15 protein-coding genes are annotated in these 14,774 nt (G+C 58.2%); 2 read left to right on the forward strand and 13 right to left on the reverse strand.

Translation table 11 applies throughout. The features are described 5' to 3' along the window. Positions 1-95: 95 nt before the first annotated feature. The 8 genes from upp to cyoA form a co-directional block, all read right to left on the reverse strand. The gene (gene upp / locus ACTJK5_RS11655) at positions 96-725 is read right to left on the reverse strand and encodes a uracil phosphoribosyltransferase (RefSeq protein ID WP_062427135.1); all 630 of its coding nucleotides are present in this window, start codon (positions 723-725) and stop codon (positions 96-98) included. A 103-nt stretch (positions 726-828) separates the two neighbouring features. Then, a complete protein-coding gene (locus ACTJK5_RS11660) occupies positions 829-1,821 on the reverse strand; it encodes an adenosine deaminase (RefSeq protein WP_440612478.1) in 993 nt (330 codons plus the stop codon). Continuing rightward, positions 1,818-3,038, reverse strand: coding sequence for a phosphopentomutase (locus tag ACTJK5_RS11665; RefSeq protein WP_440612479.1), 1,221 nt, complete (start codon positions 3,036-3,038; stop codon positions 1,818-1,820). The genes ACTJK5_RS11660 and ACTJK5_RS11665 overlap by 4 nt, the downstream gene beginning before the upstream one ends. A gap of 81 nt (positions 3,039-3,119) precedes the next feature. Beyond that, entirely contained in the window at positions 3,120-3,893 is a 774-nt protein-coding gene (locus tag ACTJK5_RS11670) for an SURF1 family protein (RefSeq protein WP_440612480.1), read from the reverse strand. Positions 3,894-4,028: 135 nt separating this feature from the next. Beyond that, entirely contained in the window at positions 4,029-4,442 is a 414-nt protein-coding gene (gene cyoD, locus ACTJK5_RS11675) for a cytochrome o ubiquinol oxidase subunit IV (protein ID WP_062427138.1), read from the reverse strand. After that, the gene (cyoC, locus tag ACTJK5_RS11680; RefSeq protein ID WP_062427139.1) at positions 4,442-5,068 is read right to left on the reverse strand and encodes a cytochrome o ubiquinol oxidase subunit III; all 627 of its coding nucleotides are present in this window, start codon (positions 5,066-5,068) and stop codon (positions 4,442-4,444) included. The genes cyoD and cyoC overlap by 1 nt, the downstream gene beginning before the upstream one ends. A gap of 3 nt (positions 5,069-5,071) precedes the next feature. Beyond that, positions 5,072-7,078, reverse strand: coding sequence for a cytochrome o ubiquinol oxidase subunit I (gene cyoB / locus ACTJK5_RS11685; RefSeq protein ID WP_062599184.1), 2,007 nt, complete (start codon positions 7,076-7,078; stop codon positions 5,072-5,074). A 65-nt stretch (positions 7,079-7,143) separates the two neighbouring features. After that, positions 7,144-8,244 (reverse strand): ubiquinol oxidase subunit II, encoded by a 1,101-nt coding sequence (cyoA, locus tag ACTJK5_RS11690; protein ID WP_236760277.1) that lies wholly within the window; start codon positions 8,242-8,244, stop codon positions 7,144-7,146. Between the two features lie 291 nt (positions 8,245-8,535). Here cyoA and ACTJK5_RS11695 point away from each other — a divergent pair, with 291 nt between their 5' ends. Further along, positions 8,536-9,855, forward strand: a complete 1,320-nt coding sequence (locus ACTJK5_RS11695; protein ID WP_062427141.1) for an MFS transporter — start codon at positions 8,536-8,538, stop codon at positions 9,853-9,855. A 151-nt stretch (positions 9,856-10,006) separates the two neighbouring features. Here ACTJK5_RS11695 and ACTJK5_RS11700 read toward each other — a convergent pair whose 3' ends face one another. From ACTJK5_RS11700 to fabA, 5 genes are all read right to left on the reverse strand, one after another. Beyond that, positions 10,007-10,588: a TadE/TadG family type IV pilus assembly protein gene (locus ACTJK5_RS11700; protein ID WP_440612481.1), complete on the reverse strand. Its 582-nt coding sequence runs from the start codon at positions 10,586-10,588 to the stop codon at positions 10,007-10,009. 13 nt (positions 10,589-10,601) lie between these two features. After that, the gene (locus ACTJK5_RS11705) at positions 10,602-11,171 is read right to left on the reverse strand and encodes a TadE/TadG family type IV pilus assembly protein (protein ID WP_062599181.1); all 570 of its coding nucleotides are present in this window, start codon (positions 11,169-11,171) and stop codon (positions 10,602-10,604) included. Between the two features lie 259 nt (positions 11,172-11,430). Continuing rightward, positions 11,431-12,237 carry an enoyl-ACP reductase FabI gene (fabI, locus tag ACTJK5_RS11710; protein ID WP_062427145.1) on the reverse strand — a complete coding sequence of 269 codons (807 nt, stop codon included), beginning with the start codon at positions 12,235-12,237 and terminating at the stop codon, positions 11,431-11,433. A gap of 6 nt (positions 12,238-12,243) precedes the next feature. Continuing rightward, positions 12,244-13,467, reverse strand: a complete 1,224-nt coding sequence (fabB, locus tag ACTJK5_RS11715) for a beta-ketoacyl-ACP synthase I (RefSeq protein ID WP_440612482.1) — start codon at positions 13,465-13,467, stop codon at positions 12,244-12,246. A gap of 64 nt (positions 13,468-13,531) precedes the next feature. Next, positions 13,532-14,047 (reverse strand): 3-hydroxyacyl-[acyl-carrier-protein] dehydratase FabA, encoded by a 516-nt coding sequence (gene fabA, locus ACTJK5_RS11720; RefSeq protein WP_062427147.1) that lies wholly within the window; start codon positions 14,045-14,047, stop codon positions 13,532-13,534. Positions 14,048-14,344: 297 nt separating this feature from the next. Here fabA and irrA point away from each other — a divergent pair, with 297 nt between their 5' ends. Further along, on the forward strand, positions 14,345-14,764 hold the full coding sequence (gene irrA / locus ACTJK5_RS11725) for an iron response transcriptional regulator IrrA (protein ID WP_062427148.1): 420 nt from the start codon (positions 14,345-14,347) through the stop codon (positions 14,762-14,764). Positions 14,765-14,774: the final 10 nt, after the last annotated feature.

Consider the following 14,774-nt stretch of genomic DNA (forward strand, 5'->3'; position numbering starts at 1 on the left):
AGCGGTCTTGCGATCACGACAAGCGATAGAACAAAGAGCGAAAGCGTGGGAAACGAACCTGAAAGATCGCGTCACGCTTTACGCTGTGACGCTGCTTACTTCGTTCCGTACATGCGGTCGCCCGCGTCGCCGAGACCTGGGACGATATAGCCCTTCTCGTTCAGCTTGCGATCGATCGCCGCGGTATAGATCGGCACATCGGGGTGGGCTTCGCGGAAGTTCTTGATGCCTTCCGGCGCTGCGAGCAGGCAGAGGAAGCGCATGTTCTTCGCGCCGCGCTCTTTCAGCTTTTCAACGGCAGCAATCGAGGAGTTGCCGGTTGCGAGCATGGGATCGACGACGATGATAAGGCGCGCATCCAAGCTTTCCGGTGCCTTGAAGTAATATTCGACGGCTTCCAGCGTATCGTGATCGCGGTAGACACCGATATGCGAGACACGCGCTGAAGGTACGAGCTCCAGCATGCCTTCGAGAAGGCCATTGCCCGCGCGCAGGATCGAGGCGAATACCAGCTTCTTGCCTTCCAGCACCGGTGCCTCGATCGTTTCCATGGGCGTCTCGATGGTCTCCATCGTGAGGTCGAGATCGCGCGTCACTTCATAGCAGAGCAGTGTGGAAATCTCGCGCAGCAGCCGCCTGAAGCCGGCCGTGGAGGTTTCTTTCTTGCGCATGAAGGTGAGCTTGTGCTGCACAAGCGGGTGATCGATGACTGTTACGCCGTCCATGGAAACTGGCCTTTCCTTTTGCTTTTATCTTTGTTCTCTTCGACCAAATGCGGGCATTTCGCAAGACCGGAAGTGAGAGGTTTCCCGCGCCGGCAGCCTTTGGTCAGGCCGCGGCACCGGTCGAGGCATCGAAGCGTGCGAGAAGGCTGCTCCGCGTCTCTTCATCGACGAAGGCAGCCTCAAGCGCCGTTCGCGTCAGCGCGTTGATCTCTGCATCCGACAAGCCGAAAGCGTGACGGGCAATCTCATATTCCTGCGCCAAGGAGGTGGCGAAGAACGGTGGATCGTCCGAACTGATGCAGACGCGAACGCCAGCATCGCGAAGTCGCTTCAAGGGGTGGCTTGCAAAATCCGGATAGACGCTGAGCGCGATGTTGGAGCCCGGGCAAACCTCAAGCACGGTACCAAGTTCCACCAGACGCTCGACGAGTTCCGCATCCTCGATGGCGCGAACCCCATGGCCGATCCGCTGCGGCTTGACGAGATCAAGTGCGTCGGCAACGCTGAAGGCGCCGCAGACTTCGCCGGCATGGATGGTGAGGCCAAGTCCGGCATCTCGGGCGATGTCAAAGGCACGGGCATAATCGGCCACTCGCCCCATGCGTTCCTCACCCGCCATATTGAAGCCGGTGATCAGAGGATGACGCACACGCGCGGCGTATTCGGCCGCAGCAATGACGCTTTCCGGGCCGAAATGGCGCTCACCGGTGACGATGATACGCGCCTCTATTCCGGTCTTCTCCTTGGCCCGACGCATTCCTTCGGCAATGCCGGAGAGATACGCATCCGCACCAAGGCCGATACGATCGCCGTGATCGGGAGAGATGATCAACTCGCTATAGATAGTGTTTTCGCCCGCAAGCTCGAGGAGATAGGCCTCCGCGAGAGCGGCGTAGTCTTCTTCCGTCTTGAAAACCTGCGCCACGTCGTCATAGCAGCGGATGAACTCGGCAAAATCATTCCAGACATAGGCGCCGTCACGCAGGAAGGCGCTGGTGTCGACATTGTATTTGCGCGCCTGTTCCAGCACGAGTGCGGGAGGGGCCGCACCTTCCAGATGGCAATGGATTTCTGCTTTTAATAATTGATGGGTCACATAAAACTCCTGCCGTGCCGTCCGGACGGTATGCTGAGGTGAGCCGCGATGCTCTCGCCGATATCCGCATAGCTTGAGCGGATACCAATATTTCTTTCGCGAAAACCGGGACCGAAGGCCATGATCGGCACGCGTTCGCGCGTGTGATCCGTCCCGCGCCAGGTCGGATCGCAGCCATGATCGGCCGTCAGGATTGTGACATCGCCCGGCTGCATCTTGCGGTGAATTTCCGGCAGACGCTGATCGAACGCCTCCAGCGCGGCCGCATAGCCTGCAAAATCGCGGCGGTGGCCGTAATTCATATCGAAATCCACGAAGTTGGTGAAGACGAGATCGCCGTTCAGAGCCTCATCCATGGCTTCGAGCGTCGCGTCCATCAAGGCATCGTTACCATTGGCCTTGATCACCCGCGACACGCCCTGATGCGCATAGATATCGCCGATCTTGCCGATTGCCAGGACCTTGCGGTCCCGCTCGACAAGGCGGTCGAGCAGCGTCGGCTCCGGCGGTAAAACCGAAAAGTCGCGCCGGTTGCCCGTTCGAGCAAATGTCGCCGCACTCTCCCCGACAAAGGGACGTGCGATGACGCGGCCGATATTCAGTGGATCGAGGATCTTGCGGACGATCTCGCACAGCGCAATCAGTCGCTCCAGCCCGAAATGCATCTCATGCGCCGCAATCTGGAAGACCGAGTCCGACGACGTGTAGCAGATCGGCTTGTGCGTACGAATATGTTCTTCGCCAAGACGGGCGATGATGTCCGTGCCGGACGCATGACAATTACCAAGGATGCCCGGGAGGTTGCCCTTCTCGCAGATCGAATCGATAAGCTCAGGCGAGAAGGCATCGCCCTCGGTCGGGAAGTAACCCCACTCGAAGCGCACCGGCGTTCCGGCAATTTCCCAATGGCCGGAGGGCGTATCCTTGCCCTTCGAGACTTCGTTGGCGCAGCCATGCAGACCGAAAATGTGTTCCGGGGGCGGCATGCCAGCCGGGCAGGTTCCGCTGGCGAGTGTGGCGATCTCCAAAAGGCCAAGCGCCGACATGTTGGGAAGTTTCAATGGTCCGGATCTCAGGCCTGCTCTGTCCGCCGCACCTGCGGCACAGAACTCGGCGATGTGGCCGAGCGTGTTGGAGCCTAGGTCTCCGTAATGTTCGGCATCAGGCGCACCGCCCACACCAAAGGAATCGAGAACGAGCAGAAATGCGCGTGCCATGCTTCACCATGAAAGACGCGACATGATTGTCGCTATGTAACGGCGATATATAGAGCACCGCAGAGCAAAAGGTGAAACGCTTTATTGGGGCCGACCGCCCGCCTTATCGTCCTCGTCTCGCTTCGGCCCATTGAGGTTGCGTGTGACATACCAGCCAGCGGCGACCGTCATCGCGGCCAACACGTACCAGGTGATGGCATAGGAGAGATGGTTGTTCGGAAAGACAAGCATGGTCTTGCCACCGATTGGCAGGCCACCTGGATTGGGCGTCGCGTCGGCGTCCACATAGAAGGGCGCCACGGTGCCGAGCGATTTGGCGTCAGCAATCTGCGCAATGTTACGGGAGTACCAGCGATTGTTCTGTGGATCGTTCGTGCGCAGGAAGAGACCGCCGGTTTCGGGCGCCCTCATGAGACCGACGATTTCCACTCTGGCCGGCAACTCGCTTTCCAGACGCGTCGATGGATCGCGCTTGTCGCTCGGCACGAAGCCGCGATTGACGATCACCAAAGATCCATCATCGCGCTGCAGCGGCGTCAATACCCAGTAGCCTGGGCCGAGATCGGAGACGGTGTAAACCTGCACCTCATCCTGATGACGGAAGATCCCCGCCAGGCGTACCCGACGATACTCGTAATCTGCAGGATTGGTCAGCGATGCCCATTGCGAAGGTGACGGCGCGTCCACCGGCGCGGCATGAGCCCGCTCCTCGACCTGCTGAATGAGGTCAAGCTTCCAGGACAGCCGCTTGACCTGCCATGTGCCAAGCGCCAGCAACAGGCCGGTGAGAATGACGGTCATCATGATGACGACGACGGCTGCGGGGCGTATGCCTTTTCTGGCGGTGGTCTGCATTGGGGTGTTCCTTGAGAGCATCATGCTCAAACACATAACCCCATGAATCCGCTCTCCGATTCATGGGGTTATGTGTCTTCTCGGAGGGAAGGTCCGCGCCGCTTTCGGCGCGAACCTGATCGATGAACCGGTATGTCAGGGCAGATTCTTCATCTGCTCCATGGTCATGGTCGGCATCATGTTCTTGTTCATGTTGTACATGACCCAGAGCGAACCGACGAGCGCGATCATGACGACGACCAGCGTGAAGAGCAGCGACATGAAGGTCCAGCCGCCCTGCGACTTGGTGTTCATGTGCAGGAAGTAGATCATATGGACGAAGACCTGGATGACCCCGAAGACCATGATCAGGATCACGGTGGCGGTGCGGTTCTCCAGAACATCGCCCATCACCAGCCAGAAAGGAATGGCGGTAAGGATGACCGACAGGATGAAGCCGATCATGTAGCTCTTGAAGGAGCCGTGATCCTCGCCGCTCTCATGGTGATGGTCGTCCCCATGATGGGCATGGCCATGCGCGTGGTCGTGTGTATGCGTGTTCGAACTCATCACAGAACTCCAACCAGATAGACGAAGGAAAAGACGCCGATCCAGATGACGTCGAGGAAGTGCCAGAACATCGAGAGGCACGTCAGACGGCGCATATTGTCGGCGTGCAGACCGAATTTCTTCACCTGGACCATCAGCGTCACGAGCCAGATCACGCCGAATGTGACGTGAAGACCGTGGGTACCGACGAGTGCGAAGAAAGCGGAGAGGAAGGCGGAACGATGCGGGCCAGCACCTTCTTCGATGAGATGGTGGAACTCATAGAGTTCGAGACCGAGGAAGCAGAGGCCGAAGACGCCGGTGATGGCGAGCCAGAGCAGGGTCGAATTGACCTTCTTCTTCTGCGCCTCCAGCATGGCAAAGCCATAGGTGATGGACGACAGAAGAAGGAAACCGGTATTGATCGCGACGAGCTTCAGATCGAAGAGATCAGCGCCCGACGGTCCGGCCGCATAGTTGCGGCCGACAACGGCATAGGTTGCGAAGAGCGTTGCGAAGATCAGGCAGTCGCTCATCAGATAGAGCCAGAAACCGAGCGCTGTGCCGTTTTCCGTGTGATGGTCTTCCTTCAGATAGAAGACCGGCTTTTCCGCGCTGTCGGCGGTCTGTGCGGGTGCTTGAGACATGAGTTACGCCTGCGTTGCCAGCAGCTTGGTGCGCGCTGCTTCGACTTCAGCTACATCCTTTGCCGGGATGTAGTAGTCGCGATTGTAGTTGAAGGTGTGAGCAATCGAGACCACGATGATCGCGAGCATGCTTGCTGCCGCAAGCCACCAGATGTGCCACACCAGGCCGAAACCGAGGGCGACGCTGATGGCGCTGAGGATAACGCCCGTGCCGGTGTTCTTCGGCATGTGGATCGGGATGAAGCCGTCCACGGGACGCTCGGCGCCACGCTTCTTCATGTCCGCCCAGGCATCGACATCATGCACGACGGGCGTGAAGGCGAAGTTGTAGGCAGGCGGCGGAGAAGAGGTGGACCACTCCAGCGTGCGACCATCGAAGGGGTCGCCGGTGACGTCGCGCAGTTGCTCGCGCTTCAGGAAGCCGAAGACGATCGACAGCAGGAACGAGGCGATGCCGACGGCAATGATGGCAGCGCCGATGGCCGCGATCACGAACCAGATCTGCAGGGACGTATCCTCGAACTGGCTGAGACGACGCGTCACACCCATCAGGCCGAGAACGTAGAGCGGCATGAAGGCGACATAGAAGCCAACAAACCAGCACCAGAAGGACATCTTGCCCCAGAACGGATCGAGACGGAAACCGAAGGCCTTGGGGAACCAGTAGACGATACCGGCCAGAACCCCGAAGACCACGCCGCCGATGATCGTGTTGTGGAAGTGGGCGATCAGGAACAGCGAGTTGTGCAGCACGAAGTCTGCCGGAGGAACGGCAAGCAGAACGCCGGTCATGCCACCAATGACGAAGGTGATCATGAAGCCGATCGCCCACAGCATCGGGACATCGAACTTGATGCGGCCCTTATACATGGTGAAGAGCCAGTTGAAGATCTTCGCGCCCGTCGGGATCGAGATGATCATCGTCGTGATGCCGAAGAAGGCGTTGACGCTCGCACCGGAGCCCATGGTGAAGAAGTGGTGCAGCCACACGACATAGGCGAGGATGGTGATGACGGCCGTTGCGTAAACCATCGAGGTGTAGCCGAAGAGGCGCTTCTGGGAGAAGGTCGAAACGATTTCCGAGAAGATGCCGAAAGCAGGCAGCACCAGAATGTACACTTCCGGATGACCCCAGATCCAGATGAGGTTCACATACATCATCGGATTGCCACCAAGGTCATTGGTGAAGAAGTTCATGCCGAGGTAGCGGTCAAGCGTCAGAAGGGCGAGCGTGCCGGTCAGGATCGGGAAGGATGCCACGATCAAGATGTTCGAACACAGCGACGTCCAGACGAAGATCGGCAGGCGCATCATGGTCATGCCAGGTGCACGCATCTTGATGATGGTGACGATCAGGTTGATACCCGACAAGGTCGTTCCGACACCTGCGACCTGCAGACCCCAGATATAATAATCGACACCCACATTCGGACTTCCCTCGATCCCCGACAGCGGCGGATAGGCCAGCCAGCCGGTCTGGGCGTATTCGCCGATGAAGAGCGAGATCATGGTGATCACGGCGCCGGCGGTCGTCATCCAGAAGGAGAAGTTGTTGAGGAAGGGGAAGGACACGTCGCGCGCGCCGATCTGCAGCGGCACGACATAGTTCATCAGGCCGGTGATCATCGGCATGGCCATGAAGAAGATCATGATGACGCCGTGCGCGGTGAAGATCTGGTCGTAGTGATGCGGCGGGAGGTAGCCTTCCGAACCGCCAGAGGCGATGGCCTGCTGGGTACGCATCAGGACGGCGTCGGCGAAGCCGCGCAGAAGCATGACGAGTGCCAGAACGATGTACATGATACCGATCTTCTTGTGGTCGATCGACGTAAACCATTCTTTCCAGAGATAACCCCAGAGCCGGAAATAGGTGACGAGACCGAGCACGGCGATGCCCCCGATGGCCACCCCGATAAAGGTGACGATGAGAATCGGCTCGTGGTACGGGATGGAGTCCAGCGTCAGCTTCCCGAACAGGAAGGACGTTTGATCGGTGGTGGCGGCGACCATTTTAGCCTCTTGCTTCAAGTCTTAAGGGCGGCGCGGATACGCGCCGCAGATCATCAGTTTCAATTTCAGCCGGCGTTGCCGGGCGCCTTCGCAGCTTCCGCCTTGACCTGCGGCAGAGCGGCAGGCTCGAAGGTCTGGCCTTCGATGGCAGCAGGCATGGACTGCGGGCCGGTGGCGACACCATAGGGTGCGAGCGGCGTGCAGACGACGGAATTGAGCGCCTTGGCGATATCGATGCCCTCCTTGCCGCCGCCGCCATTGGCGTCGACATGCATCATGTCGCGCATGCAGAGCTTGTTCGGCTCGACGCAGCGATTGAGGATGGCGTCATAAAGCTGAGGATCGACATTGGCGAAGTATTCCACCGGATTGCGTTCGCTCGGCTTGGCCAGTTCCAGGTATTCCATGCGACCGAACGGCTTGCCGCCTTCCTTGACCTTGGCGACCCACTGGTCGAAGCCTTGCTGGCTCACGCCATGGAACTTGAAGCGCATCCAGGAGAAGCCTGGGCCAGAGAAGTTCGATGAAAAGCCGTCATAGACACCTTCGCGGTTGATGACGGCGTGAAGCTTGGTCTGCATGCCACCCATGGCATAGATCTGACCGGCAAGGGCTGGCACGAAGAAGGAGTTCATGGCCGTGGTGCCGGTGATCTTGAAGTTGATCGGAACGTCGACGGGAGCGGCAAATTCATTGACGCTGCCGATGCCGAGTTCCGGATAGAAGAACAGCCACTTCCAATCCATGGCGACCACTTCGACCGTCAATGGTTTGGTTTCCGGCGTCACTTCGCGCGCTTCGTCGATCCGGTCGAGCGGGCGATAGGGATCGAGACGATGGGTGGCGATCCAGGTGACGGTGCCGAGCATCAGGATGATGGCGACCGGGGCTGACCAGATGACCATTTCCAGACGGGTGGAGTGATGCCACTCGGGATCGTAATCGGTCGCCTTGGCGGCCGCGCGATACTTCCAGGCGAAGAAGATTGTCAGCGCGAGGACCGGAACGATGATCAACAGCATGAGAACCGTCGAGGTGATGATCAGATCGGCCTGCTGGCGGGCAACGTCACCCGAGGGGTTCATGACGACGAGGTTGCAGCCGCTGAGCAGCAGCAACGACGACAGGCCCGCAAGGGCCGTGGTAAGTTTCTTGATCGTGCGCACGTTCTTCAACTCGATTATTCGGTATGGACCGGGATTAGTTGCCAAATGTCATTTAATAAATGTGTAATTTTGTCGCGGTGCAGCGGCCTTTTGCGCCGCAGCAATGACAGCTGGGCGAAGCAATCGTTCTCCACCCAGCAGTTACTCCAAACAAAGCCCCATCGGCAAGCAATTTCAGGCAATTCCGTTTGACGGGTGCAGTGCGGTGTGTGACAATCCGTCGCATGTAACGCAACGGATGAGGAGCCGCCTGCGTTACGCCATGGTTCGCAATACGCTGGAGGGATTATTATGAGCTATACCGATACGGCCTCAACTTTTCCGGGCTCTGATGCCCCGTCACGCCAGGCTCCCGTTGCCGTCGATCCCGACCGCATCACGATGGCCGTCATTCTGGCGAGAATGACCGAATTTTTCGACTTTTTTGTTTATGCGATCGCGTCCGTTCTGGTGTTCCCCTACGTCTTCTTTTCGTTTGCGGACCCGCTGACTGCGACCCTCTATTCCTTCGCCGTGTTCTCGCTCGCTTTCATTGCGCGACCGATCGGTTCGCTCATCTTCCTGCAGATCGACCGCAAGTTCGGTCGTGCGGTCAAGTTGACCGCCGCCCTCTTCACCCTGTGTGGGTCGACGATGGCGATCAGCTTCCTGCCTTCCTATAGCGATGTCGGTGTCCTGGCGCCGGTGCTTCTTGCCGTCTTCCGTATCGGCCAGGGTCTGGGTCTCGGGGGCGCGTGGGATGGTCTGGTTTCGCTTCTCGCCATGAACGCGCCTGAAAAGCAGCGTGGCTGGTATGCGATGATGCCGCAGATCGGTGCTGCCATGGGCTTTGGTCTTGCCAGCGCCTTCTTCATCATCTTCGTCACCCAGCTGTCGAACCCCGAGTTTCTGGCCTGGGGCTGGCGCTTCCCGTTCTTCGTGGCTTTGGCGCTGAACGTTCTGGCGCTCTTTGCCCGTCTGCGCATGATCGTAACGCCGGAATTCCAGGCGATGCTGGCACAGCATGAACTCGAGCCGAAGCCGGTCTTCGAGATGTTGCGGAGCCAGTCGCGCGTCGTCATCACCGGTGCCTTCGTTCCACTGGCAAGCTTTGCGCTGTTCCACCTCGTCACCGTCTTCCCGATCAGCTGGGTTGTTCTGCACACGCAGCAGCGCCTTTCAGACTTTCTCTTCGTTCAGTTCATCAGCGCCATTATCGGCGGTGGGATGATCGTCGTTTCCGGCGCCCTTGCCGACCGCATCGGACGTCGCAAACTCCTGGTGATTGCCGCGTCGTTGATCGGCGTCTTCAGCTTCATCGCACCGATCCTGATGGGCTCTGGTGATATAGGTCGCTATCTGTTCGTGTTGATCGGCTTCTCGCTGCTTGGCCTGTCCTTCGGTCAGGCTGGTGGCGCGCTGGCGTCACGCTTCAGCCGAGAGTATCGCTATACCGGCGCATCTTTGACCTCTGATATCTCTTGGCTGATCGGAGCAGGCTTCGCACCACTCGTGGCGCTCGGATTCTCTTCGGAGTTTGGCCTCTTCGCCGTCGGTATCTATCTGCTGTCTGGTGCAGTCTGCACCATTGTGGCGCTATTCTTCAGCCGCAAGCTGGATATGCCCGCCTGACCACGTCATGTGACCAAAATAAAAGCTGCGAAACGTCCATGTTTCGCAGCTTTTTCGTGTCTTAAGCTGGTCCAGAGGTATCTGCGCGTCACATGGTAAGCGGCGTCGCGCCTTCTTCTTCACAAGTCCGTTCGCCTTTGCGCAACAGGCCTCAGCAGTCTCCGCACACAATCGGTTCGCCCTCGCGCTTGGCGAAGTAGTAATCCTTGGCAATCGTAATGGTCGAGTTTTCCGAAACCAGCGTCGGCATGAACATCAGCAGATTGTGCGGCACCGACAGTTCTGAATGGATCACGAAGTTGCTGATGGAGAGCAGGTTTGCCGGCACGTCGACTGGGGTACCGACCGAATAGGGACGGCCACCGGCCTGATCCCATGACCACGCCACCGTCGCCTTTTGGTTTGCGTCGACCTGTATGCCGGTAATTCTGAGCTTCAATCCATCGGTACCGTAGGGAACGAAGATCGCCGCGGCCACATCCTTCATCGTCGCCAGATAGTCCTTGTTGATCTTCGTCTGGGTGGAGACGATATCGGAGATCATTCCCGCGGCACGCGTGGCGCGCTTATAGACGCTGAAGCCCATCGTTAGTTCGAACGATGTGAGATAGAGCGACACGAGCAGCGGGAAGATGATGGCAAACTCGATTGCGCCTGCGCCTTCCCGGTGTTTGGCAAAGCGTAGAAAGATGCCGCAGGTCTTTGCCTGCGATGGCGTGGATTTGACCTTCATCTTTTTCCGCTCGCTAGTAGTTCTCGTTGCGATACGCATCGGTCGCAACGATGAGGAAGTGGGAAGGCATCGAACCATCGGCAGGGCGGACCTTCGTCAGATAGGGACGAATGAGATCGACAATTACCGGCCACCGATAATAGACGCGCAGCATATTGATTGAGCCCGGCCCTCCCGGTTTAAAGCCAAACGCCGAGGTGTTCAGATCGTAGTAATCGCCGGTCTTTATCAACGGCAGGGTTTTGGGGATATCTGCAAAGGTATTGAACTGGCGTAGGTCAATATAGAGCTTGGGAGTCGCTTTGCTTTCTTTATCATCACACGTCACCATGATCGACACTTCGCTACAGAACTGTTTGCGGAAGTCTTCCGCTGTCACCGTGTTGGCGATCTGTCCGGTGCGCAGTTTGCGGGCCATGGTATCGGTGGCGTTGACGAAAAGCTGCTCCCCTGTCATCGCGATGAAGGTTTCCAGGATCGCGAAGATGACCATGAAATAAGGTATGGCAAGGATGGCGAATTCGATCGCGGCGGAGCCGTCGCGCGAGCGGAGTAACTTGCCAGGTAATGCTTTCTGAAACATTGGCCTTCGCATGGGGCTTTTCTATCTCTGGCGGAAACTGATCTTGCGGGAATGGTCTCGCATTAGGATCATTATGAGGGCTTTCTTTATATTTCCTTTTCGGAAAGCCTCGCATTTGCCGCATGTCCTGTTTTTCGACATGCAAAGCACAGTGGACGCGTTTTTGCGCGGCTCGGAAGAAAGACAACAACCCCACAACCAGGTACAAAAAAGCCCGGCACTGCCGGGCTTTTTAACGTAACCATATCACGCAGAGGACTTAATCGGCGTCGGCTCTGCGGAGCTCGTCCAGTGTCGGGACCGAGGTGATGTTGTAGCCGCAATCCACATAGTGGCATTCGCCGGTGACACCGCGGGAGAGGTTCGACAGAAGATAAAGTGCAGAGCCACCGATATCGTCAATATCGGCCGTTCGGCGCAGCGGTGCGTTCTTCGCGTTCCAGGCAAAAATCGCACGCGCATCCGAAATACCGGCGCCTGCAAGCGTGCGGACCGGGCCTGCCGAGATGGCGTTGACGCGGATGCCCTTCGGACCGTAGTCGGCTGCCAGATAGCGGACAGACGCCTCGAGAGCCGCCTTCGCCACACCCATGACATTGTAGTTCGGGATCACGCGCTGGGAGCCATTATAGGTCAGCGTCAGCATCGAGCCGCCGTCCGTCATCAGGCTTGCAGCCCGCTTGGCAATCTCGGTGAAGGAGAAGCAGGAGATGACCATGGTGCGGCTGAAGTTTTCGCGCGTGGTGTCGGCATAAAGACCCTTCAGCTCGTTCTTGTCGGAAAAGCCGATGGCGTGAACGACGAAGTCGATCGAACCCCAGCGCTGGCGCAGGGTCTCGAAAAGCGCGTCGACGGATGCAATATCTTCGACATCGCAGGGCACGATGAAATCGGAGCCGACTTCAGCCGCGAGCGGCTTGACGCGTCTTCCAAGGGCTTCACCCTGATAGGTAAAAGCCAGTTCCGCGCCCTGCGCGGCCAGCGCCTTGGAGATGCCCCAAGCGATCGAGTGATTGTTGGCGACGCCCATGATGAGGCCGCGTTTACCCTGCATGATGCCGTTCATGGGCAATTATCCGTTATAGCGCTGGAAGACGAGCGTGGCGTTGGTACCGCCGAAGCCGAATGAGTTTGAGAGCACGGTGTCGATCTTGGCATCATCGATGCGTTTGCGAACGATCGGAACGCCGTCGAATTCCGGATCGAGCGTTTCGATGTGGGCGCTCTCGCCGATGAAGCGTTCCTGCATCATCAACAGACCGTAGATCGATTCCTGAACGCCGGCAGCACCAAGCGAGTGACCCGTCAGCGACTTGGTCGACTGGATGTGCGGGATCTTGTCGCCGAAGACTTCGCGGATCGCGCCGATTTCCTTGCTGTCGCCGACAGGCGTGGAGGTGCCGTGGGTGTTGACGTAATCGACATCGCCCTTCACGGTCGCAAGCGCCTGACGCATGCAGCGGATGGCGCCTTCGCCCGACGGTGCGACCATGTCGTAACCATCCGAGGTCGCGCCGTAGCCAACGATTTCGGCATAGATCTTCGCGCCGCGGGCCTTGGCATGCTCCAGCTCTTCCAGAACCAGAACGCCTGCACCACCGGCAATCACGAAACCATCGCGGTTCACGTCATAGGCGCGCGAGGCGACCGACGGCGTGTCGTTATACTTCGAGGACATGGCGCCCATGGCGTCGAAAAGGTTCGACATGGACCAGTCAAGATCTTCATGGCCGCCGGCAAACATCACATCCTGCTTGCCCCACTGGATCATTTCAGCGGCATTGCCGATGCAGTGCGCTGATGTCGAGCAGGCCGATGAGATGGAGTAGTTGACGCCGTGGATCTTGAACCATGTGGCAAGGGTCGCAGATGCCGTGGAGGACATGGCCTTCGGCACGGCAAACGGACCGATGCGCTTCGGGCTGTTGTTCTTCAGCGTGATGTCGGATGCTTCGACGATGGTGCGGGTGGACGGGCCACCCGAGCCCATGATGATGCCGGTGCGCTCATTACCGCTGATATCGCTCTCTTCCAGGCCGGAATCGGCGATTGCCTGCTTCATCGCCACATGGTTCCACGCTCCACCCTGGGAGAGGAAGCGCATGGCGCGACGGTCCACCAGATCGGTCGGATCAAGCGGTGGCTTGCCCCAGACCTGGCATTTGAAGCCGTGTTCGGCAAAGTCTGGCGAGAACGAAATGCCGGACTTGGCGTCTCTCAAGGAAGCCGTGACTTCGCCCGCGTCGCTGCCGATCGATGAAACGATACCGAGGCCGGTGACTACTACTCTTCTCATGAAGGTGACCTTTTCTTAGAGCTTGCCGCAGATGGCGCGCGTGGCGCCCGTCTTGTCAAAGACGTCAGGCGGTCTTTTCCTTAGACAGACCAACGCGAAGGTCCGTCGCTTGATAGATGGTTTCGCCATCGGCCTTCAGCCAGCCATCGGCGGTGCCGAGCACGAGCCGACCGCGCATCACGCGCTTGAAATCGATGCCATACTGCAAAAGCTTGGTTTCAGGACGGACCATGCCCTTGAATTTTACTTCGCCGGTGGAAAGCGCCATGCCACGGCCCGGTTCACCCAGCCAGCCGAGGAAGAAGCCAGTCAACTGCCACATGCCGTCAAGGCCAAGGCAGCCCGGCATGATCGGGTTGCCCTGGAAGTGGCAGGGGAAATACCAGTCGTCCGGCTTCACGTCATATTCGGCTCGGATGAAGCCCTTGTCGAACTCGCCGCCGGTCTCGGAAATTTCAGTGATACGATGAACCATCAGCATTGGAGGCAGAGGAAGCTGTGCATTGCCGGGGCCGAACAGTTCGCCGCGGCCACATGCCAGGATTTCCTCATAATTATAGCTGGATTGCCTCGTTGCCATTGCTTCCGTTTCCCATCTCATCGTGTTTATAGACTTCTGTAAAGCAAGTTAGGCTCAAAATGAAGCGCCACAAGGGCCGCATACACATTGGAGCAGACCAACTTGCCATAGGCCTGTTCTCAATATGGCGCCCGCATACAGGAAGCGTAAGGACGGAACCAGAGGAAAATTGCAAAAACGGCCCTTTCGCCGGCAATAGGCGAGGCGTCTCAACCGGAAACTATTGAAAGCCCTGCCCTTAAAAGATATATGCATCGTCAAGACGCACTTTATAACCGTTCTCAGGAACCCTAACCGATGGCATTTGACGCCACCCTGGACATTGGAACACGGCTACGCCGCTTCGGCCTGCGCCCGACACGCCAGCGCATTGCGCTTGGCGATCTTCTGTTCGCGAAGGGCGACCGCCACCTGACGGTAGAAGAACTGCATGACGAGGCAGTGACGGCCGGTGTGCCCGTTTCGCTCGCAACCGTCTACAATACTCTGCATCAATTCACCGAGGCTGGCCTGATCCGCGTGCTGGCCGTTGAGGGTGCGAAGACCTATTTCGACACCAATGTCTCCGATCACCATCACTTTTTCGTTGAAGGTGAGAACGAGGTTCTCGATATTCCAGTCAACAACCTGCAGATCGGCAATCTTCCCGAACCGCCGGCGGGCATGGAAATCGCCCATGTGGATGTGGTCATCCGTCTGCGGCGCAAAGAGCGCTGACACCGCATTG

Source organism: Agrobacterium sp. 22094, from assembly GCF_052046015.1.
Taxonomy (GTDB): Bacteria; Pseudomonadota; Alphaproteobacteria; order Rhizobiales; family Rhizobiaceae; genus Agrobacterium; species Agrobacterium cavarae.